Annotated in this window: 34 protein-coding genes and 1 pseudogene; 21 read left to right on the top strand and 14 right to left on the bottom strand. The window is 49.2% G+C overall.

Annotated features, from left to right (window positions below; all coding sequences use genetic code 11):
- The 14 genes from HX778_RS12015 to HX778_RS11950 all read right to left on the bottom strand — a co-directional run bounded on the left by HX778_RS12015 (window position 1) and on the right by HX778_RS11950 (window position 6,392).
- Window positions 1-675, bottom strand: a complete 675-nt coding sequence (locus HX778_RS12015; protein ID WP_176982104.1) for a hypothetical protein — start codon at window positions 673-675, stop codon at window positions 1-3.
- Window positions 675-1,124, bottom strand: a complete 450-nt coding sequence (locus HX778_RS12010; RefSeq protein ID WP_176982103.1) for a DUF1367 family protein — start codon at window positions 1,122-1,124, stop codon at window positions 675-677. The genes HX778_RS12015 and HX778_RS12010 overlap by 1 nt, the downstream gene beginning before the upstream one ends.
- Before the next feature lie 11 nt (window positions 1,125-1,135).
- Window positions 1,136-1,333: a hypothetical protein gene (locus HX778_RS12005; protein WP_176982102.1), complete on the bottom strand. Its 198-nt coding sequence runs from the start codon at window positions 1,331-1,333 to the stop codon at window positions 1,136-1,138.
- Window positions 1,326-1,619, bottom strand: a complete 294-nt coding sequence (locus HX778_RS12000; protein WP_176982101.1) for a hypothetical protein — start codon at window positions 1,617-1,619, stop codon at window positions 1,326-1,328. The genes HX778_RS12005 and HX778_RS12000 overlap by 8 nt, the downstream gene beginning before the upstream one ends.
- A gap of 14 nt (window positions 1,620-1,633) precedes the next feature.
- On the bottom strand, window positions 1,634-1,930 hold the full coding sequence (locus tag HX778_RS11995) for a hypothetical protein (protein WP_176982100.1): 297 nt from the start codon (window positions 1,928-1,930) through the stop codon (window positions 1,634-1,636).
- 26 nt (window positions 1,931-1,956) lie between these two features.
- A complete protein-coding gene (locus tag HX778_RS11990) occupies window positions 1,957-2,331 on the bottom strand; it encodes a hypothetical protein (protein WP_176982099.1) in 375 nt (124 codons plus the stop codon).
- A gap of 82 nt (window positions 2,332-2,413) precedes the next feature.
- The gene (locus tag HX778_RS11985) at window positions 2,414-2,788 is read right to left on the bottom strand and encodes a hypothetical protein (protein ID WP_370527389.1); all 375 of its coding nucleotides are present in this window, start codon (window positions 2,786-2,788) and stop codon (window positions 2,414-2,416) included.
- Window positions 2,789-2,905: 117 nt separating this feature from the next.
- Entirely contained in the window at window positions 2,906-3,085 is a 180-nt protein-coding gene (locus HX778_RS11980; RefSeq protein WP_176982098.1) for a hypothetical protein, read from the bottom strand.
- Complete coding sequence (locus HX778_RS11975; RefSeq protein WP_176982097.1) at window positions 3,082-3,414, bottom strand: hypothetical protein; 333 nt, start codon at window positions 3,412-3,414, stop codon at window positions 3,082-3,084. Before HX778_RS11975 ends, HX778_RS11980 begins: the two co-directional genes overlap by 4 nt.
- Window positions 3,415-3,416: 2 nt before the next feature.
- Window positions 3,417-4,754: a replicative DNA helicase gene (locus HX778_RS11970; protein WP_176982096.1), complete on the bottom strand. Its 1,338-nt coding sequence runs from the start codon at window positions 4,752-4,754 to the stop codon at window positions 3,417-3,419.
- Entirely contained in the window at window positions 4,754-5,578 is an 825-nt protein-coding gene (locus HX778_RS11965; protein WP_176982095.1) for a replication protein, read from the bottom strand. The genes HX778_RS11970 and HX778_RS11965 overlap by 1 nt, the downstream gene beginning before the upstream one ends.
- Window positions 5,565-5,726 (bottom strand): hypothetical protein, encoded by a 162-nt coding sequence (locus HX778_RS11960; RefSeq protein WP_176982094.1) that lies wholly within the window; start codon window positions 5,724-5,726, stop codon window positions 5,565-5,567. Before HX778_RS11960 ends, HX778_RS11965 begins: the two co-directional genes overlap by 14 nt.
- Before the next feature lie 36 nt (window positions 5,727-5,762).
- Window positions 5,763-6,059 (bottom strand): CII family transcriptional regulator, encoded by a 297-nt coding sequence (locus HX778_RS11955; protein WP_176982093.1) that lies wholly within the window; start codon window positions 6,057-6,059, stop codon window positions 5,763-5,765.
- Window positions 6,060-6,182: 123 nt separating this feature from the next.
- Window positions 6,183-6,392 carry a helix-turn-helix transcriptional regulator gene (locus HX778_RS11950; protein ID WP_176982092.1) on the bottom strand — a complete coding sequence of 70 codons (210 nt, stop codon included), beginning with the start codon at window positions 6,390-6,392 and terminating at the stop codon, window positions 6,183-6,185.
- 113 nt (window positions 6,393-6,505) lie between these two features.
- Between HX778_RS11950 and HX778_RS11945 the strand changes: the two genes are divergently transcribed.
- The 21 genes and pseudogenes from HX778_RS11945 to HX778_RS11845 all read left to right on the top strand — a co-directional run bounded on the left by HX778_RS11945 (window position 6,506) and on the right by HX778_RS11845 (window position 16,035).
- Window positions 6,506-7,165 carry a LexA family transcriptional regulator gene (locus HX778_RS11945; RefSeq protein WP_176982091.1) on the top strand — a complete coding sequence of 220 codons (660 nt, stop codon included), beginning with the start codon at window positions 6,506-6,508 and terminating at the stop codon, window positions 7,163-7,165.
- A gap of 40 nt (window positions 7,166-7,205) precedes the next feature.
- The gene (locus HX778_RS11940) at window positions 7,206-7,514 is read left to right on the top strand and encodes a hypothetical protein (RefSeq protein ID WP_176982090.1); all 309 of its coding nucleotides are present in this window, start codon (window positions 7,206-7,208) and stop codon (window positions 7,512-7,514) included.
- Window positions 7,511-7,981: a hypothetical protein gene (locus tag HX778_RS11935; protein WP_176982089.1), complete on the top strand. Its 471-nt coding sequence runs from the start codon at window positions 7,511-7,513 to the stop codon at window positions 7,979-7,981. Before HX778_RS11940 ends, HX778_RS11935 begins: the two co-directional genes overlap by 4 nt.
- Window positions 7,982-8,551: 570 nt before the next feature.
- A pseudogene (locus HX778_RS11930) lies at window positions 8,552-8,731 on the top strand (antitermination protein N); the annotation flags it as partial.
- 325 nt (window positions 8,732-9,056) lie between these two features.
- Window positions 9,057-9,269 carry a DUF551 domain-containing protein gene (locus tag HX778_RS11925; protein ID WP_176982087.1) on the top strand — a complete coding sequence of 71 codons (213 nt, stop codon included), beginning with the start codon at window positions 9,057-9,059 and terminating at the stop codon, window positions 9,267-9,269.
- A gap of 73 nt (window positions 9,270-9,342) precedes the next feature.
- A complete protein-coding gene (locus tag HX778_RS11920; RefSeq protein WP_304515774.1) occupies window positions 9,343-10,437 on the top strand; it encodes a transposase in 1,095 nt (364 codons plus the stop codon).
- A 77-nt stretch (window positions 10,438-10,514) separates the two neighbouring features.
- Window positions 10,515-10,694 (top strand): hypothetical protein, encoded by a 180-nt coding sequence (locus HX778_RS11915; RefSeq protein ID WP_176982086.1) that lies wholly within the window; start codon window positions 10,515-10,517, stop codon window positions 10,692-10,694.
- An 89-nt stretch (window positions 10,695-10,783) separates the two neighbouring features.
- Entirely contained in the window at window positions 10,784-11,170 is a 387-nt protein-coding gene (locus tag HX778_RS11910; RefSeq protein ID WP_176982085.1) for a hypothetical protein, read from the top strand.
- A gap of 14 nt (window positions 11,171-11,184) precedes the next feature.
- Window positions 11,185-11,316 carry a hypothetical protein gene (locus HX778_RS11905; RefSeq protein ID WP_176982084.1) on the top strand — a complete coding sequence of 44 codons (132 nt, stop codon included), beginning with the start codon at window positions 11,185-11,187 and terminating at the stop codon, window positions 11,314-11,316.
- Window positions 11,301-11,456: a host cell division inhibitory peptide Kil gene (locus HX778_RS11900; protein WP_176982083.1), complete on the top strand. Its 156-nt coding sequence runs from the start codon at window positions 11,301-11,303 to the stop codon at window positions 11,454-11,456. Before HX778_RS11905 ends, HX778_RS11900 begins: the two co-directional genes overlap by 16 nt.
- A gap of 100 nt (window positions 11,457-11,556) precedes the next feature.
- The gene (locus tag HX778_RS11895) at window positions 11,557-11,865 is read left to right on the top strand and encodes a hypothetical protein (protein ID WP_176982082.1); all 309 of its coding nucleotides are present in this window, start codon (window positions 11,557-11,559) and stop codon (window positions 11,863-11,865) included.
- Window positions 11,865-12,767 (top strand): RecT family recombinase, encoded by a 903-nt coding sequence (locus HX778_RS11890; RefSeq protein ID WP_176982081.1) that lies wholly within the window; start codon window positions 11,865-11,867, stop codon window positions 12,765-12,767. The genes HX778_RS11895 and HX778_RS11890 overlap by 1 nt, the downstream gene beginning before the upstream one ends.
- Window positions 12,751-13,233: a siphovirus Gp157 family protein gene (locus HX778_RS11885; RefSeq protein ID WP_176982080.1), complete on the top strand. Its 483-nt coding sequence runs from the start codon at window positions 12,751-12,753 to the stop codon at window positions 13,231-13,233. Before HX778_RS11890 ends, HX778_RS11885 begins: the two co-directional genes overlap by 17 nt.
- Window positions 13,190-13,423: a DUF1317 family protein gene (locus HX778_RS11880; RefSeq protein WP_370527388.1), complete on the top strand. Its 234-nt coding sequence runs from the start codon at window positions 13,190-13,192 to the stop codon at window positions 13,421-13,423. The genes HX778_RS11885 and HX778_RS11880 overlap by 44 nt, the downstream gene beginning before the upstream one ends.
- Window positions 13,424-13,438: 15 nt before the next feature.
- The gene (locus HX778_RS11875) at window positions 13,439-13,723 is read left to right on the top strand and encodes a hypothetical protein (protein ID WP_176982078.1); all 285 of its coding nucleotides are present in this window, start codon (window positions 13,439-13,441) and stop codon (window positions 13,721-13,723) included.
- Complete coding sequence (locus HX778_RS11870) at window positions 13,716-13,892, top strand: DUF2737 family protein (RefSeq protein WP_176982077.1); 177 nt, start codon at window positions 13,716-13,718, stop codon at window positions 13,890-13,892. The genes HX778_RS11875 and HX778_RS11870 overlap by 8 nt, the downstream gene beginning before the upstream one ends.
- Window positions 13,873-14,097 (top strand): hypothetical protein, encoded by a 225-nt coding sequence (locus tag HX778_RS11865; RefSeq protein WP_176982076.1) that lies wholly within the window; start codon window positions 13,873-13,875, stop codon window positions 14,095-14,097. Before HX778_RS11870 ends, HX778_RS11865 begins: the two co-directional genes overlap by 20 nt.
- Complete coding sequence (locus tag HX778_RS11860) at window positions 14,094-14,804, top strand: hypothetical protein (protein ID WP_176982075.1); 711 nt, start codon at window positions 14,094-14,096, stop codon at window positions 14,802-14,804. Before HX778_RS11865 ends, HX778_RS11860 begins: the two co-directional genes overlap by 4 nt.
- On the top strand, window positions 14,794-14,949 hold the full coding sequence (locus HX778_RS11855) for a hypothetical protein (protein ID WP_176982021.1): 156 nt from the start codon (window positions 14,794-14,796) through the stop codon (window positions 14,947-14,949). Before HX778_RS11860 ends, HX778_RS11855 begins: the two co-directional genes overlap by 11 nt.
- The gene (locus HX778_RS11850) at window positions 14,942-15,550 is read left to right on the top strand and encodes a hypothetical protein (RefSeq protein ID WP_176982074.1); all 609 of its coding nucleotides are present in this window, start codon (window positions 14,942-14,944) and stop codon (window positions 15,548-15,550) included. Before HX778_RS11855 ends, HX778_RS11850 begins: the two co-directional genes overlap by 8 nt.
- Window positions 15,547-16,035 (top strand): hypothetical protein, encoded by a 489-nt coding sequence (locus HX778_RS11845; protein ID WP_176982073.1) that lies wholly within the window; start codon window positions 15,547-15,549, stop codon window positions 16,033-16,035. Before HX778_RS11850 ends, HX778_RS11845 begins: the two co-directional genes overlap by 4 nt.
- The last annotated feature ends 37 nt before the right edge of the window (window positions 16,036-16,072 follow it).

Below are 16,072 nucleotides of genomic sequence, written 5' to 3'. Positions count from 1 at the left end.
CTATGCTGCTTTTCCGCTGGCGCATATTGACAGCCCTCCCGGTTTATTTGCCTCAAAGACCGCGATTGCAAATCCCTCCGGCGTTGCGCTGCGGATATTCCCGCGCTCTGCACCAGGTGGGCATTTGTGGATTCGGTCATCTGGAGCCCCAAGTGACATGTTTCGATGCGGCTGCGGCATCCTGAATCCTCGGCCAACCCATAGGCAGGTTTTCTTCGTGTAGTTGTCTTCCGGCTGATAACCAGTGAAGTCATACGGGTGGAAGGAGTGGTCTGGCTTTCGCCACAGACTGCTTATCTGGCTAACTGGGTTCTCGATGAAGTATGGAGCGCCCAGCATTTCAGCTATGACATGGCACTGCCAGACAACCTGCATGGCTTTGAACTGGAATGCCGAGTCAGCTTCACGTTTACTCTCAAACCATCTCGCACCACTTACAGCCAAGTCGGTGCATGGCGGGAAGCAAGCAGTAAATACAACATCATTTAAATTGCTCAGATATCCCCAGGTTGCCGGATGGTCTATCACATGGCCGATACGGGTAATTGCCCCATCGGTGTGAATTCCTTCAGTGTGCTGCGGGTCAACAAGCACTGCGTCATACCCGGCATCTAACCATGGCTTAACCATATTCCCGGTCAGGTCGCACAGGGTTACTATGGTTCCTTTTTTCATTAGAAGTAGCTCTGTAGTTGATTGAGAATCCGCTGGTCTTTAGTGCCGGCGAATACGTGTTTAATGGCGGCGTTAATCAGTGCTGAGAAGCACCTGGAAAACTCCTCATCATCCATGTTTGCGTAAGCCAGGCTCCTTGCCTCTGCTCTAACCTCACCCCGGATGTTCGTCACGGTGTCGTAGAAGCCTGCGAGTATCGTCAGGTCTTTGCGGAACCGGTTGAACTGCGTGGTTTCATCTGCACTCCCGAGCCCGGCGCGTTCTGCGCACCAGAATTCGAAGCAAAAGCCGAAGAAGGCCATCACTTTTCGATGAAATTTTGGGTTACGGGTTAGCTTTATCTCGGCGGTGTAGGTTTCGCCGTTCTTGAATCGCTGGAGTCTTTCGAGGTCTGTTTCATGCGCTGGAGAGAATACGCCGCCTGGGTGTTTAACCAGGTCGATTTGCATTGTTACCTCAATTAGTGAATCTGCTCACCTTCAGTAAGTTTGATGCGCATACAGGCATCATCCCATTCATGCAGATAGTCATTACTGCCGTCGCTACACATGAAGCCTCTAACGTAGCTGAGGCAGTAATTAACCGGGCACTCACCAGCTTTGTTCAAAAGCTCCATCGCTTCGCAGAATTTCTTCTCTGCAAGTTTCTTCTTACTCATCCCCTCCTCCTTTAACGGTTATCCCGGCTGCGCGGATTGCCTCTGATACGTTACCCGAATAAATCCACGATGAACCGACGCCAAACTCGCAGCCATCAGGAAGCTCAACAACGAGCGTCGATCTGCTGGCCTGCCATGCATCCCACATTATGTCGATGCTCTCTGCTGTATACCCATCGCCGTGCCACAACTCATCCCATGGCGTCAATGGAGCATCACCAAACCACTCCTCCCACCATTCCTGAAACTGCTCTCTCAGCGACTGCTCTCTTGATTTACTTTCCATATCCCCTCCGTTACTCAGTAAAGGTCTTCGCTAAATAGCTCGTTATCAGGCCATGTTTTAACTCTTGCCACATTCAATTGCCCGGCGGTTCTAGCCACTTCAAGAGCCTCGCTTCTGTCCATGAATGTACCGAACTGGTCAACGAACCCCTGAACCTCAGAACTCCTTTCAATATGCTTGAAAAATGGCTGCATGTTCTGTCGCATGATGGGACAGAAGTGCCGCACGCCGACAAACGTCATTGGCGAGATGCCAAGTTTCGATTCGTATTTGTTTGCCGCACAAACAACGCGACGCTGAATGTCTGCCATATCCCCTCCAGTAAGGCCGTGGCCGGTTACGATTTCTTGATGGCTGCAGCTATGAATGCCTCAAGCTCACCGTCTGTTGTCTTCTGTTGATTAAGATGCCATCTGTCAGCGCTGAATTTCCCGCGCTCTCTTTCGTGAATCAGGTTGCCAATATCGCGAATGGTCTCAGGTACTCCCTGCATCAAAATGGCAGGTAGAAACATGACCGTAATCAGGAGTGCCTTCATCCACCAAGAGCAAAAATACTGCGCCTCGATAGTGTTGTTTTCCTGTAGCCAGTAATACTCGACCTTTGCGCCGAATTTCTGTTTGCGGTTTGGGATGAATCGGTTGTGCTGCTTTCGGGTGATGGGGATTCGCACAAAGCCCTTCTCGCACGGATTAACGTATTTGTAGGTCACTTCTCTTTCCTCCCGGCAGCACAAATAAAAAAGGCTGCGATGATAGTCAGCAGCCCGAAAGTTAACTCTGTGATGTAAGCGGTCATGACTTATTCTCTACCTGCTCCCTTGCGATAGCCAAAAGCAGTGGATCAGCTTCCGTTAGCACATCAAGCAGCAGGCGCTTCTCTTCGAGGTATGTAACCGCGAACTTTGGGTCGTGCTCAACGATGCTTGAAGTGTTGCTGATGAGGTCTGCAACTTTGATGGTTTGTACCCATGATTGTGCTTTTGCCAATCTCTCGCGGCTCAGCCTCTTACGCTCCGCTCGGTTACCTTCCTCCAAATCTGAAAGTGCCATAACACCGCGAGCAACGGTGACGCCAAACTCTCTTCGCAATTCCTCTGCTGTAATGCCCTGGTCTTCAACCACATCGTGGAGCCATGCACAGGCAATAGCCATGTCATGAAGCAGCACCGTAGACAATCCCTGCCACTTCTGCGAGATGATCGGTGTATGGGTTGTTGGTGTACTTCCTGCGCTGGTCTTTGTGTTTATCCATCGCAAATTTCATCGCTCGAAACGCTAAATCACTCACAGCCTCACTCCTTCAAGCATCTTGTTAATCTCAAAATTATCTATCTGCGCATAAGCCATAGATGCGAAAAACATGAAGTGGCCTGCTGCGTCATTTTCGTCCTCAGCTTCGATAATTTTCTCAAATGGCTTACCGTTCCAGAGTCCAGTAATCATGAATTTTTTACTATCGCTCACTCCGCACCCTCCGCTAGCTCTTTCAGGTTATCTTCCGTGAGTTCGACATCGCGAACCTCACGCATCAGTGCGGCTTCCATCTTGCCAATGCAGCCACGAATGCGGGTAATTTCAGATTCCGGGAACATGCTTCGGCTCATCGTCAGCAGCGTTCCTTCCAGGTTGCGATTGCGAACCTTGCTGGATAGTGCCTTGGCGCACTTCCGTAGGGAATCGCCTACCTTGCGGCCTTCTGTGCGAGCCATTGATCGACATAGCTCAAGCGTTAACAGCGTGTCCGGGAATTCACGGTACTTGCTGGCATTGATGATTTGCTGTGCTGTGTTCATGTTTATCTCCAGTCCTTAACCGGCTCCTGCTTGCGCTCGTTTTCTGCGAACTGTCGCGCTGCGTCGTCCTGATCGATGTTTGTGAAATGCCCGTTACGCCAGCCCATGTAGAACGTCTTTGGCTGACCAGACCGGTATTTGCCAACGATGATTTCAGCGATACCGCGCATGTCGCTCTTGTCGTTGTATACCTCGTCGCGGTACGGGAATATGATTACGTCTGCATCCTGCTCTATCGCGCCGGAGTCTTTCAGGTCTGCCAGTGTCGGTCGCTTATCCATGCGAGTTTCCACGCCGCGGTTAAGCTGTGACAAAAGGATTACCGGGACTTTGTTGCGAAGGCAGAACTGCTTCAGCTTGCGGGTGATTTCACCGATGGCGATATCGTTACGCTCGGCTTTTGGTTTCTTCATCAGGCCAAGGTAGTCGATAGAGACAAAGCTCAGGCCGCCGTCCATATTAAGCCGCTCTGCATGGGCGATAATCTCGTCCACACCCAGGGTTTCATCCAGCACGTAGTTTTCTTCATCCTGAAGCTGCCCTGTTGCCGCGGTTAATCGCGTGTACTGCTCATCAATCATATCCAGTGGGTTACGCAGGGATCCGATTGCGATTCCGGCGCGATCAGCTACGTGACGCTCGACAACCTGCATTTCGGACATCTCCATCGAAATCATTAAGCCTCGTCCACGCTGCCGGCCGATTGAGTTACCGATGTTGATAGCAAGCTCTGTTTTCCCCATGCCAGGCCGACCGGCGATGATGATCAGGTCTGTCCGGTCAAATCCTCCGTACTCTTCGTCCATCGGTTCGATACCGGTTTTCAGGTAGAGCCCAGATTCAGAGCCATGCATTCGTTTTTCCAGGACATCCATGTAATCACCGAGCATGTCGCCAATCTTCCGCGGCAGGCGGTAATTGGTTTCGAACTGCAGCCGGCCGACAATACCGCTAACCTCTGCGATTTTTTCGTTGATGTCGTGGGTGCTTGCGGAGCGCAGAAGTTCGGCAGCCTGGAGTAATTCAGCCTCACCCTTGCGGAGCATCCAGCACTGCCTGACTCGCTTAGCCCAGCCGCGGAGATTTGCGGTTGATGTGCAACGGCCGGCGACCTCCAGAACGAAGTGCTTTGTCGCTTCCGGTACGCCATCCTGCACGGCGAACATCTCCAGGGGCTCAGCTTTGCTCAGCAGTGAAGTGATAACGCGGTACATCTGGCGCAGGTGATGATTGAAAAATGCTTCTTCAGGGAGTTTTCCTGCGATGTCTCGGCAGTCGATGTGGTCGCCGCGGATCATCATTGCCCCAATGAGCTGCTCTTCGAATGCGTAGCTGTCCATCAGGCCTCCTGTCCGAGTATCTCGTCAATTTTCTGCTGGCGAAGTGCGGTTTCGATTCCGTACTTCTTGCCCTCAGGGTTGTCCCCCATCGCCCAGCGCGTCGGCTGGTAGCCAAACTCCAGGTATCCGTTAATCAGCGTGTCAACGTCCCGCGGCTCACGGCCGGTTTCTTTGCATTGCTTCAGGTGGGCTTTGTAGAGGTTGGTTAAACCCTTTTCGACAGTGGAAGTGATGCTGCGGATTTTTGGCAGTCCGTAGGACTCAGCTTTTGCGTTCCATGTGGACTTAACTCTTTCACGGTCGAATTGGATTGTTTGTCGTGAATTTCTGACAGCCCCCTGTGGGGGTATGGGGGTATTTTCTTTTTTCTTTTGTATATTGTCTTTTGTGGTTAGCAACTTCTGCTTAGGTTCAATAGCAACTTCTGCTAAGGTTTTCTTAGCAGGTTTAGCTAATGTTTTGCAGAACCCGTTAAGCTTTGTTTCCCACTCAGAAATATTGGTATTCATGCCGACCTTTCTTCCTTCCTGCATAAGCACTTTCTTTTTGATAAGCAGGTTCTTAGCCGTTGAGCAGTGGGTATGATGCTTGGCTATCATCTCTTCCAGTTGCTCGTTGCTTATCCAGTCCATCTTCTTGCTAAACCCGTAGGTTTTTCTCAATACAGCAAGCAGTACGCAAAGTTCCGTTTCGCTCAGCCCGGAGGCCATAGCGGCATCCAGTAGCTCATTCGCTATGCGAGTAAAGCCATCTTCGAGTTGCGCCACGCGATGCTCCACGACCTCCAGCGGCGGCCTGTAGTCTGATAACTTAACGACGCCCATCTTTCTTCACTCCTGCTTTGGCTAGTCTGAAAACGCCAATAAACCGCTCTGCAAACGGCTTGTTATTGGCAGCTGCAACGACCAATCCATCAGGTGAATCCGGCTGGCGGCGCTCTTCTTTTTCCTGGTAATTTCTTCGTTTCGGCATTAGAATTACTCCTGTGAATTGATCCAGTTATTACGACTAGAATTTCATGGTTATTTGCTTAGAATCCTCGGTTGCCGCCGGGGATTTTTTCTTTCCTGCAACCTGCTTAATTTCCTGCAATACCCGTCCAATAGGACTCACCTCAATAGCTATCCTGGCTATGCAGAAAACTGTGGCGATATCACGCCAGTTCATGCGACTTACCTTCGATTCATGCCATCCAGCAAGCTCTGCAAAGGTTCTGCCGGTTAGCTGAGATACGGTTATGAGTAAGTCTGTCTCTGCGCGATCAATCTCGCGTTGGGTTGGTTTGCTGTAGCTTGCGTGCTCCATGCGTAATAATTTCCATAGTTAATGAGTTACGTGACGAAGCCGTAGCGGTCGCCACTGAGATTTGTATTCTTTTGGATTACTGAGCTTCTTCAGCTCGGGATGTGTAAAGAGCGGGGGTGGTGCTTATGCTGCTTTAGGTGGGAAAAGGTCATCAATGGTTACGTTATGGCCGTACTCTTTAAATGCCTCGATGAAAGTTCGGCATAAATTGATGTCCATCCCTCTTCGCCCGGTCTCGTAGTGACAGATTGCTCCACGAGTACAACCAACGATTTTTGCAAGGTCTCCCTGCGTTAACCCAAAGCGCTCACGAAAAGTGCGAATGTTATTCATAGGGTTCTCCTTTCTCAATGTTAAGTATACACATCGTATTCAAAATCGCAATACATGGTTTACGAGTTGTGACTATCAACGATTGATACGGAATGTATAATTTAGGGATGAAAATGAACTGGTACGATATTGCGAAGCAAAGGATCGATGCGCTTGGTTTAAACCAGGATAAGGTTGCGGAACGCCTTGGGGTAACCAAAGGCGCGGTAAGCCATTGGCTGAATGGAAGGAGAAATCCGTCACTTCAGGAAATAGGCGCTGTCTTCGAGATGCTTGGGGTTAAGGATGTTAAATTAAATTCTGATGGGACATTCACTGTTGGGGAGTTTTCTGAAGGAAAACCAGTAACTCCTCAATATGAATACCCGCTCTTCACTACTGTTCAGGCTGGTCAGTTTGCAGAGGTAGGAACATTCACTGAACGCGACGCACAGAGGCTTGTAGCCACAACCAAGAAGGCGAGCAACGATTCGTTCTGGCTTGAGGTATCTGGTCACTCTATGACTGCGCCGCAGGGTCTTAAACCCAGCTTCCCTGAAGGCATGTTGATACTGGTAGACCCAGCAGAGGACGTTAATCCAGGTGATTTCTGTGTTGCCAGTGTGTTTGGTGATACAGAGGTGACTTTCAAGAAGTTCACGTGGGATGACGGGCAGCCCTGGCTGGAGCCGCTTAACCCTAACCCGCGCTACCAGAGCATACCGTGCAATGAGACATGTAGGGTGATCGGCAAGGTGGTCAAGTCCCAATGGCCTGACGAGACGTTCGAGTAGAGGCCGCACACAGGCTGCAATTTGATTTTAAGGATGAATAATGTCTGATAATAAGAAAAGCATGCCAGAGCTGGCTATGGCACTTGATATTGAAGGGCTGGAATCATACTTCAATTCTCTGAATGCCAACCGGGACACAGTAAAATGCCCTGTTTGCAAAAGTGGCAACTGGGCTGTAGCAGCTTCCCATGATGACAAAAAGAAGCCGATGATAGTTACACTACCGATCCCTCAGCTTCAAGGGAAAGGCGTCTGGAACTACACGCTTATCTGTGACACCTGCGGCTATACGATGCTATTCAACTGCAGCTCAGTAGTGAGGAAACTCGAAGCGAGCGGCAAGTTATGAATGTAATACCGTGGGATGATCTTGCTTGGGAGCCAAAACCTGGTACAGTGAAAAGCGCGTACCGAGAGGCAATCGGTGTTAGAATAGACAATGAAGATGGCAGCAAAATGTATGCTGTTGAAACTGTAACCATTGAGATTGAGGAGGAGCAAGTGACAAATAAAACATATGTGCAGGAGCTTCTTCACGCTCTAAAAATCAGCTGGCCTTTCCTTGCCTTGGTCATTCTCGCTGTTTTTGGCTTCTTCAATCTGACTCAAAACAGAATAGATGCGCAGATGTCAGAAATTAGAGTGCAAATGGCAGCAGACAGAAAGGCAGCCTCAGATGACAATGCAGCGCTTCGCAACGACATGACCCAGGGTTTTAATAGAGTAGCTGACAAGCTGGATGACATCGGGAAGACTCTGACGGCAATTCAAGTTGAGCAGGCAGCCCAGAAAGCAAAAAGTGAAAACCAAAAGTAACACATGCAACCCGGCCACCGAGCCGGGTTTTTGTTGCCTGTAATAGCGTGATCCCAAATTTACGCGCCCACCGATAAAATCAATAACTTACAAACACCGCATAAACAATCATTCCATATATATCAATGCTTTAATTCCAGATCCCAATTTTCTTAAAAACCCACCTGCCCGCTACTGATCCACAGAGCGCCGCTACCCCGGCAGCTAACCAGGCACAGCACCGCACTACCCAGCCTCACTAGCCACCAAATCACCAAAACCACCCACCGCACAGCCACTGAGATGGCATTTACAAAAATAAATTACTTTAGCAATCAACAATCTGTATTTAATCACAACGCAATGATACGAATTGTATTTGCAATGAAGTTTACCATCTGTATACTTAGTTTCATCAGCAGGACGCACTACTCACCAGGACGGTGAATGCTCATTAACAGATAGCGCTGAAGAAGCGCAAATACACCGAAACAGTTTGTTTTGGAGATGGCGTGAATTGCAGCTCGCCGAAGCAACCAGAAGATAAGCATCTGGCGCGCCATCTACCTAAACACACTGACAGGAGGATGTATGGACTCACAAGCACGTCGCCGCGAACGCCGCGCAGCTAAACAGGCTGAATGGAAAGCTGCTAACCCCCTGTTAGTGGGAGTAAGCGCAAAGCCGCAGCGCCAGGTGTTGACGCTGAATCGAAAGGTTGACCGGGTGCAGAAAGCATTAATCGCCCAGGACACCAAAGTTTATACGGATGGCAGCTGCTGCCTTCCAGAGATATCGCTATATCGGGCGGGCTATCGTAAATCTGAGAGCGTTACTGCTCGTTAATTTGAGGTGAACATGAACGAATACGACGAAGATAACTATCAGTAGGTCGCTTAGGCGGCCTTTTTTATTACATACGGTTTAACAGAGGTGAGTGATGAGTGAGCCATATGCAGTATGCGATGGATGCGGTAAGCACCTTAAAGAAGGTGAGGTTTATGGTGAATGGGATGATTTTTGCCGTGAATGCTATAACGGACTCGATGATGAAGATGAGTGATTCTCGGCGCACAACTAAATAGAGGGTGAGGATATGGAGTGGATTCCATGCAGCAAACAGATGCCAGCGGAAGGCGAATACGTGATTGTCGCTACTGACGACACAACCTGGGTTGAAACGCACTTTGTCGAAGATGACATGATTTCAGGGGAAAGAATGTGGTTTTCAGCCAATGCAGATGCTGACCCGAGGTCACTAAATGCATTCACCCACTGGATGAAAATTCCCGCACCACCCACCGAGTAACCTCCGCATCAGCTTTCACTGAGATGCAATTAGCTATATAAATATGGATTGCTATTAGTACAGGATTTCATTTATGAGCGAGATGTTTAAAACCCTATCTCTGAGGGTAAAGGACCGACACGCAAGACTTCTTATAAGGATGTCGAGAGAAGTGAATCAGGTTTTTAATCTTGTAAATGAAATCAGTTGCAATTCATATAAAAATCATTCGGATTACGGGCCTCAGGTACCAAAATGGCTATCTGCTTTTGAATTGCAAAAGGCCACATCTGGAATTCAAAAGATAAACAATTGGAGCATAGGAAGCTCAACTGTTCAGGAGGCTATAGCTGTACATGCTAAATCAAGGAACAAATCAAGGAGATCAAAGCTTCGTTGGCGCATTAGTCATGGGTCAGGAAGGTCTCTTGGTTGGGTGCCATTTAAATCAAGGTCTGTCACATGGTCAAAAGACTCTATCAGGTTTGCTGGCTATGACTTTAAGGTATGGGATACCTATGGGATTGGCAATTACGATTTAAGATCGGGATGCTTCTCCGAAGACAGAAGGGGCAGATGGTACTTAAATATATGCGTTAAATTTGATGCTGAGCAGACAAATGCTACCTCATCGATAGGAATTGATTTGGGGTTAAAGGATGTGGCTACCACATCAACTGGAATGCGACTTTCCTCTGGGGGTTTTTACAGACAACTGCAGTCATCACTTGGGGTTTCACAAAGGGCAAGAAAGAAAAGCAGAGTCAGATCGATACACGCAAAAATTAAAAATCGCAGAAAGGATGCGATTCACAAATTTACTACTGAGCTAGTTAATCAGAATGCGGCGATATTTGTCGGAGATGTAAGTTCCACAAAGCTTGTTAAAACCAAAATGGCAAAAAGCGTCCTGGACGCTGGCTGGTCAATGCTAAAAACACAACTGGAATATAAAGCGATTGCGCGGTCAGTGGTGTTTGAAATCGTAAACGAAAACTACTCCACCCAGGCTTGTTCGTGTTGCGGATGCATATCCGAAAACAGTCCGAAAGGTAGGACAGGCTTGCGAATAAGAGAATGGACATGTGTTGAGTGCGGAGAAACACACGACCGCGATATAAATGCGGCAATGAACATTCTTGCGGCGGGGCATCGCCGTCTAGCTGTAGGAACATCAGTCTTTACATGATGAGATGCCAATGAGAGCTGATACTGAATCATTGTTTGCCCGCCACTGTGCGGGCTTCTTTTTAACTGGAGAAAAGTATGGAAGAAACACCGTATGAAGAAATCATCAATGCCCTGGCGTTTTATTTGGGTGATGGCGTGATTAATGCGAGCGAGGAGTCAATCCGCGAAGTTATCTCGCAAGAGCATGACCCAATCGAAACGATAGCTAACGCTATTGAAGATTACAGGTCTCATAAAGCAGTAGAAAAACAGTAGTCATAAGCCGCCCTCGTGCGGCTTTTTTATTCGCGTTTATTACTGAGCGCAGTCGCTGATTAATGAGCACAACTAAACAGGACAGACATATGAGCATCGAAATTAAATCCTCACATGGCATCACGATATCTCTGAATGATTTTTCATCGCTAGTAGAACTAATGAGTGGCGAGCAGCAGGTTGAACTGATTGAAACGCTTTCATGCTACGACGCCGTAATAAAACACGTAACAGAGCAAATTATCGACATTTACGGCATGACAGAGAACGGCTTCTCTGGCTCATCGCTTTGTGGTCACGAGAAATTTTCAGGAAAAGGAACAGTTCTTGACAAAGCCCGGCTAGCAATTGCCATGGCGTCTGGAGAAGTTTCACGCCAAGTGATAGAGACTCAGGCGAGAAATCTGAATGAACTACAGAGCCGTCTAAATCAAGTCACTACCGAACTCTACGAAATCAAATACAAAACAAATTAATTAAGGAACAGCCCATGATGTACGCCATCGCGGGTAGCGGCGTCATGTCCGCTTATTACCCGCCAGAATCCGAATTATCCCGTCGCTTTAAGCAAATCATCAAAGCAGCACGCAAGCAACTGGAGGCCTTATGCAACAGCATCTGAGCATCAACCACAACAAGCTCAAAGCAGCGCAGAGCAAGGCCGTTATCGCTCGATATCTCGGCGACGGCCAGATGTGGCAGCAGGCCAGAGAAGAGATGAAGTCTGCAATCAATCATCCGTGGTACCGGAGGGGAAAATGAATAACAAATCCCCTCGCGATATGACCGACGCACAATTCGCCAGGTTGCTTAAAGACCTCGGCGTACCGGTGAAAATTCCTGAGCCAGTGAAGGAGGAATCATGAGACTGACTTATGCCGATAAGCAGGAAATTAAGGCCATCATTTCCGGCCTGAGCGAGCGCGACAACGAGCGAATTTCCGAAGAGGTTGAGCGCCTAGCTAAAGGTTCTGATCCGATAACCACGATACTCCGCAATTTTAAGCCTGACGAGAACACAGCAGACGCCGTTGAGTATCTCGAAGGTGATGATGTGGATTATCAGGAAAAGTCCTCTGAGTGGTTCTGGGATGCATTAACGGCGCGGGTAACTGCTGAGTATGCATTCGGGATTTTCAAAGCCAAACACGAACACAGGGAGGCGGCGTAATGAATATCGTCGAGTTCGTAAAACAGCAGGAGCATCTTTTCTGCGGGGCGCTTACCGACCAGGCAGTGACATGGGCCAAGGAAAGCCAGTTCGCAATGCAGCTATTCCAGCGCAATGACTACCTGACAAAAACAGCAATGGCTAACCCTGTCAGCGCACAGAACGCAATCATCAACGTAGCGGCCATTGGAATCACTCTCAACCCAGCCAGCAAGCTTGCTTACCTGGTCCCTCGCGACGGCATGGTTTGCCTTGATATCAGCTACATGGGGCTTCTTCACCTCGCTCAGTCTGCCGGATCAATTAAGTGGGGTCAGTGCAAACTGGTTTATTCAAACGATACCTACGAATCGAATGGCCTCGACACTGCACCGACGCATAAATACAACGCATTCGGCGACCGCGGAACTGTAGTCGGTGGCTACTGCACGGTGAAAACTCCTGATGGAGACTATCTCACTGAAGAAATGAGCCTGGCAGAAATCAAAGCTACGGAAGCAACAAGCAAGGCAAAAAATGGACCATGGAAAAACTTCTGGGAAGAGATGGCCCGTAAAACCATCGTTAAGAGAGCAAGCAAATACTGGCCTCGCGCTGAGCGCCTGGATAACGCAATTCACGTTATCAATGAGGAAGAGGGAATTCACCAGGAGCCAGTGATGCCACACACGACGGAAAGCGAGGTCGTTCTTACCGAAAAGCAACGACAACAGGAAGTTTTCGACAAAGTGAAGGTTCTCTGCGACGAAATGGAAAAAGCAGATGGAATGGACTCGCTTAAACGTCTTTTCCAGACCGCTTATAAGATGACTGCCGGGATGAAGTTGCAGCAAAACATCCAGGCCATTTACGCAGAATGCAAAGCTAAATTAGAGGCCGTTACCGATGACCAAACTGTATGAAGTCGCAAATCAGTACGCTCAGTTGCTGGACGCTGACTTAGAGCCCGAGATGATCGCCGACACCATTGAGGGTCTGGATGGAGAATTCACCGATAAGGTTGAGCAGCTGCTGGCAATCTGCAAAAACGAATCATCCTATGCTGGCGCCCTCAAGGATGAGGCGAAGAAGCTTTCTGAGCGAGCTAGGTCAACCGAAGGCAAGGTGGAAAGCATCAAGGCATACATCGCTGCATCCTTGGAAACAATTGGCAAGAAGTCCATCAAAGCAGGGATTCATCAGGTCACCGTTAGGGCGCCATCTAAATGCGTTGAGATTGTCGATGCTGGGTTAATTCCTGCTGAGTTCGTCGAGTACGAAACCACCATCAAGCCTGACAAGCTCGCAATAAAGCATCAGATTGAGGCTGGCATAGACATCCCTGGTGCTGCTATCAAGCTTGGCAAGCCATCCCTCATCATTAAGTGAGGGTGATTTGAAAGGCATCTACGACCCCATAACCGCAGGCCGCGTAACCCTTCCCTATCTCTACCAACGCCGTGGCTGGATTACCCCAGACAACCGAATCGAAACCAACCCATTCAAAGCCCAATTAATCGCAGAGAAAGAAAACGAGCGGCTAAAGCTACTGGCCGCCTCGCTAGGTCTTTGCGCCTGATAACAGGAAAACATCATGAAGCTTCACATCGAAATCGGTAAATACGTCATTACCGGGACTGTTCACGACCTCGTTTTACGCGAGAAGGTAATCATCGAAAAAGGCGATAACGCTGGCAAGGAAGGCCTTAGTTCAGCTCGGTACTACTCCAAATTTGAGCACCTGGTAAAAGAGCTTTGCCATCGAGAAATCCTTACCTCTGAAGCTCAGTCCCTGCAAGCTCTGGTTCTGCATATCGAAAACCTCAGCCAGTCCGTCAGCAAACAAATCTCTGAATACGTGGAGCGTGAGCATGTTTAGCCATCAGTTCAACCCGGATGTAACGCCGGGTGACGCATCAGCTCGCCATAAATCCTGCAAAGCACCCATGCCCACCAAAGCAGAGCTATTAGCTCGCTGCAGCTTTCCCAGTGTGAACCAGAACAAGTATCTGAACCGGATGATACGCAATGGAAACAGCAGAGCTTAACGCCATTCGCGCAACCGCTCGTCAGTGCTGGAAAGAGATTCAGGGAGCGTGGAAGGCAGAGGAAGCCAAGAGCATAAAAGACAGGGAAGTCATCAACCGCAGAATCCTTCTCAGCTACGAGCGCCGCATATCTCCACGATTCACTATCTATCAACTCCTCTATCACATTGGCGTCATTAACGGGACGCTTAAGGAAAGACTATGACAAATAAATTTTACGCCGAACGTGACCTTATGGCGCTGGACGAAGCAGGCGGACACTACTGCCGCCACGTGTCAGCGATGACCGGCGAAGGGCTTCACAGCAAATCCGATATTGCAGCGGAGCTTGGCTGGCGTGACATGCAGATAGCCGAACTCCAGCGCCAGTTAACCGCCTACGAAGCCACGGTGACGAACCTCACCGCGCAGGTGCAGGGGCTGGCGGCGGAGAACGCGGACTTGAGGTCTGGTGAGTCTGCTGCAGGATTCTTCTCCTACGGTTCAGAACATGGCTTTGAGTGGCACAAGTCGGCTAAGGAAGCGATTGAGTCAGCCGAAGGAGCGATCGACGACTATCGCGGTGATGCCTGCGACGGCTGGGATGAAGAAACCAGCAGCGTGTGCTGGGGGATCATTATGCAAAGCTCAACGAAGGTCGATGAGCGCCCGCTCACCGGTGATGACAGTTGTGATCCGGCAATCGAGACAGTTTGCGACTATGCGTTACTGCCGAATATCGAAACTCGCGCCACCGACGCCGCGCTGGCAGAGATACGCGCCCAGGGTGTTGATGCCTTATCAAAATTTGCAGGACAAGAATATCAACGTCACACCGGGGATAAGGCGATGCAACGCAAGTGGAAAGGTGTAGTTCTTCTCTGTACTGGATTCGCATCTGAACTGCGCAATGGGGCCAGCGATGAGCAATAACACCGAAGCGCTGAAAGAGCGCGGGATGATTACCGGCACGGCAAATTACGATGAAGCCCCGGACGTTCGTTGCGGATTTTGCGGCGGTTATTACAAAGCGGATGAGCCAGAAATGCACGAATGTGAGGAGGCCAGCAATGACTAAACAACTCGAAGCGCTGATTCCTGTATATGGATTTGGTTTTAATGATTTTCCCGGTGTTGTTTCATTTTTGTCTGGCAAGAGAAGGTTCAATATCAAAAGCTACCAAGTTTGGCGAGACATGATTAAGCGCTGCTACGACAAAAAGGAGCAACAAAAGCGCAAACACTACCAAGGCTGCAAGGTGTGTGATGAGTGGAAAAGTTTCAGCGCCTTCAAGGAGTGGTGGGACTTAAATCATGTTGATGGCTGGCATCTTGACAAAGATCTTCTTGTTCCAGGCAATAAAGTTTATTCACCAAGCACCTGCGTTTTCATTCCCCAAGAACTAAATACCTTCACGACTGCTGGAAATGTTAAGAAAAACGGTCTTCCTGCTGGAGCATCAAAAAGTAAATTCAAGAAGAAGTTTGACTCCTACATAAATGTCAATGGGAAGAGAAAGCACCTTGGTTCATTTGATGATGCGGTATCAGCCCACCTGGAGTGGCACAAACAAAAAACACTCCTGGCAGGGAAATTCAAGGATGTTTGCGACCAAATACACCCGGCACTGTTCAGCGGCCTAATAGGCAGAATAGACAGCATGAAGGAGGCTTTATGAATAACCTGAGCAATGAGCGCCTGGAATACGTTATTGGCAGACTTGAGCATGTGGCTGATAACGTCAAGTTTGGCAATGTAAGCGCGGCGCAGGAACTGCTGCAGGCCGCGGATGGTTTACGCGAGCTACTTGCATTGCGGGAAGCGGGGAAAGAGCCGGTGGCGTTCACCGAGAAGCATGAGATTTCTAACATGCAGGCTACCGGGCTATACCTCCGGGCTTGGCCTGCTGACCGAAAGCGAAATGCTATAGAGGGTTACACCGTCGGCTTATACGCAGCGCCGCAGCTGCCTGGGGGCTGGGTGATGGTGCCCAAGGTTCCAAGTAAGGCGCATTTAAATAGCATCGCTATGCGCTACAGGCATGATTTTTATCTGCTCAACGATGCTCAGAAGGATAGCGCACTGGCAACGGCACGGCAGATGTATGAGGAGTGCTCTGGTCAGGGCTTCTTCACGATAGCCGCAGCACCAAAGCCTGAATAGCCCGCCAAGTGCGGGTTTCTTTCTATCTGAACTCGCT

This window comes from Cedecea sp. P7760, from assembly GCF_013386425.1.
In the GTDB taxonomy this organism is placed as follows: Bacteria; Pseudomonadota; Gammaproteobacteria; order Enterobacterales; family Enterobacteriaceae; genus Cedecea; species Cedecea selenatireducens.
Note: the sequence above shows the minus strand (reverse complement) of the source record. Positions and strands in the feature narration are given on the sequence as shown.

What these genes read in the sequence shown, in the direction of transcription:
- HX778_RS12015 (WP_176982104.1), bottom strand. Translation starts at nt 675, where the DNA reads ATGAAAAAAGGAACCATAGTAACCCTGTGCGACCTGACCGGGAATATG.
- HX778_RS12010 (WP_176982103.1), bottom strand. Translation starts at nt 1,124, where the DNA reads ATGCAAATCGACCTGGTTAAACACCCAGGCGGCGTATTCTCTCCAGCG.
- HX778_RS12005 (WP_176982102.1), bottom strand. Translation starts at nt 1,333, where the DNA reads ATGAGTAAGAAGAAACTTGCAGAGAAGAAATTCTGCGAAGCGATGGAG.
- HX778_RS12000 (WP_176982101.1), bottom strand. Translation starts at nt 1,619, where the DNA reads ATGGAAAGTAAATCAAGAGAGCAGTCGCTGAGAGAGCAGTTTCAGGAA.
- HX778_RS11995 (WP_176982100.1), bottom strand. Translation starts at nt 1,930, where the DNA reads ATGGCAGACATTCAGCGTCGCGTTGTTTGTGCGGCAAACAAATACGAA.
- HX778_RS11975 (WP_176982097.1), bottom strand. Translation starts at nt 3,414, where the DNA reads ATGAACACAGCACAGCAAATCATCAATGCCAGCAAGTACCGTGAATTC.
- HX778_RS11970 (WP_176982096.1), bottom strand. Translation starts at nt 4,754, where the DNA reads ATGGACAGCTACGCATTCGAAGAGCAGCTCATTGGGGCAATGATGATC.
- HX778_RS11965 (WP_176982095.1), bottom strand. Translation starts at nt 5,578, where the DNA reads ATGGGCGTCGTTAAGTTATCAGACTACAGGCCGCCGCTGGAGGTCGTG.
- HX778_RS11960 (WP_176982094.1), bottom strand. Translation starts at nt 5,726, where the DNA reads ATGCCGAAACGAAGAAATTACCAGGAAAAAGAAGAGCGCCGCCAGCCG.
- HX778_RS11955 (WP_176982093.1), bottom strand. Translation starts at nt 6,059, where the DNA reads ATGGAGCACGCAAGCTACAGCAAACCAACCCAACGCGAGATTGATCGC.
- HX778_RS11950 (WP_176982092.1), bottom strand. Translation starts at nt 6,392, where the DNA reads ATGAATAACATTCGCACTTTTCGTGAGCGCTTTGGGTTAACGCAGGGA.
- HX778_RS11945 (WP_176982091.1), top strand. Translation starts at nt 6,506, where the DNA reads ATGAACTGGTACGATATTGCGAAGCAAAGGATCGATGCGCTTGGTTTA.
- HX778_RS11940 (WP_176982090.1), top strand. Translation starts at nt 7,206, where the DNA reads ATGTCTGATAATAAGAAAAGCATGCCAGAGCTGGCTATGGCACTTGAT.
- HX778_RS11935 (WP_176982089.1), top strand. Translation starts at nt 7,511, where the DNA reads ATGAATGTAATACCGTGGGATGATCTTGCTTGGGAGCCAAAACCTGGT.
- HX778_RS11925 (WP_176982087.1), top strand. Translation starts at nt 9,057, where the DNA reads ATGGAGTGGATTCCATGCAGCAAACAGATGCCAGCGGAAGGCGAATAC.
- HX778_RS11920 (WP_304515774.1), top strand. Translation starts at nt 9,343, where the DNA reads ATGAGCGAGATGTTTAAAACCCTATCTCTGAGGGTAAAGGACCGACAC.
- HX778_RS11915 (WP_176982086.1), top strand. Translation starts at nt 10,515, where the DNA reads ATGGAAGAAACACCGTATGAAGAAATCATCAATGCCCTGGCGTTTTAT.
- HX778_RS11910 (WP_176982085.1), top strand. Translation starts at nt 10,784, where the DNA reads ATGAGCATCGAAATTAAATCCTCACATGGCATCACGATATCTCTGAAT.
- HX778_RS11905 (WP_176982084.1), top strand. Translation starts at nt 11,185, where the DNA reads ATGATGTACGCCATCGCGGGTAGCGGCGTCATGTCCGCTTATTACCCG.
- HX778_RS11900 (WP_176982083.1), top strand. Translation starts at nt 11,301, where the DNA reads ATGCAACAGCATCTGAGCATCAACCACAACAAGCTCAAAGCAGCGCAG.
- HX778_RS11895 (WP_176982082.1), top strand. Translation starts at nt 11,557, where the DNA reads ATGAGACTGACTTATGCCGATAAGCAGGAAATTAAGGCCATCATTTCC.
- HX778_RS11890 (WP_176982081.1), top strand. Translation starts at nt 11,865, where the DNA reads ATGAATATCGTCGAGTTCGTAAAACAGCAGGAGCATCTTTTCTGCGGG.
- HX778_RS11885 (WP_176982080.1), top strand. Translation starts at nt 12,751, where the DNA reads ATGACCAAACTGTATGAAGTCGCAAATCAGTACGCTCAGTTGCTGGAC.
- HX778_RS11875 (WP_176982078.1), top strand. Translation starts at nt 13,439, where the DNA reads ATGAAGCTTCACATCGAAATCGGTAAATACGTCATTACCGGGACTGTT.
- HX778_RS11870 (WP_176982077.1), top strand. Translation starts at nt 13,716, where the DNA reads ATGTTTAGCCATCAGTTCAACCCGGATGTAACGCCGGGTGACGCATCA.
- HX778_RS11865 (WP_176982076.1), top strand. Translation starts at nt 13,873, where the DNA reads ATGGAAACAGCAGAGCTTAACGCCATTCGCGCAACCGCTCGTCAGTGC.
- HX778_RS11860 (WP_176982075.1), top strand. Translation starts at nt 14,094, where the DNA reads ATGACAAATAAATTTTACGCCGAACGTGACCTTATGGCGCTGGACGAA.
- HX778_RS11855 (WP_176982021.1), top strand. Translation starts at nt 14,794, where the DNA reads ATGAGCAATAACACCGAAGCGCTGAAAGAGCGCGGGATGATTACCGGC.
- HX778_RS11850 (WP_176982074.1), top strand. Translation starts at nt 14,942, where the DNA reads ATGACTAAACAACTCGAAGCGCTGATTCCTGTATATGGATTTGGTTTT.
- HX778_RS11845 (WP_176982073.1), top strand. Translation starts at nt 15,547, where the DNA reads ATGAATAACCTGAGCAATGAGCGCCTGGAATACGTTATTGGCAGACTT.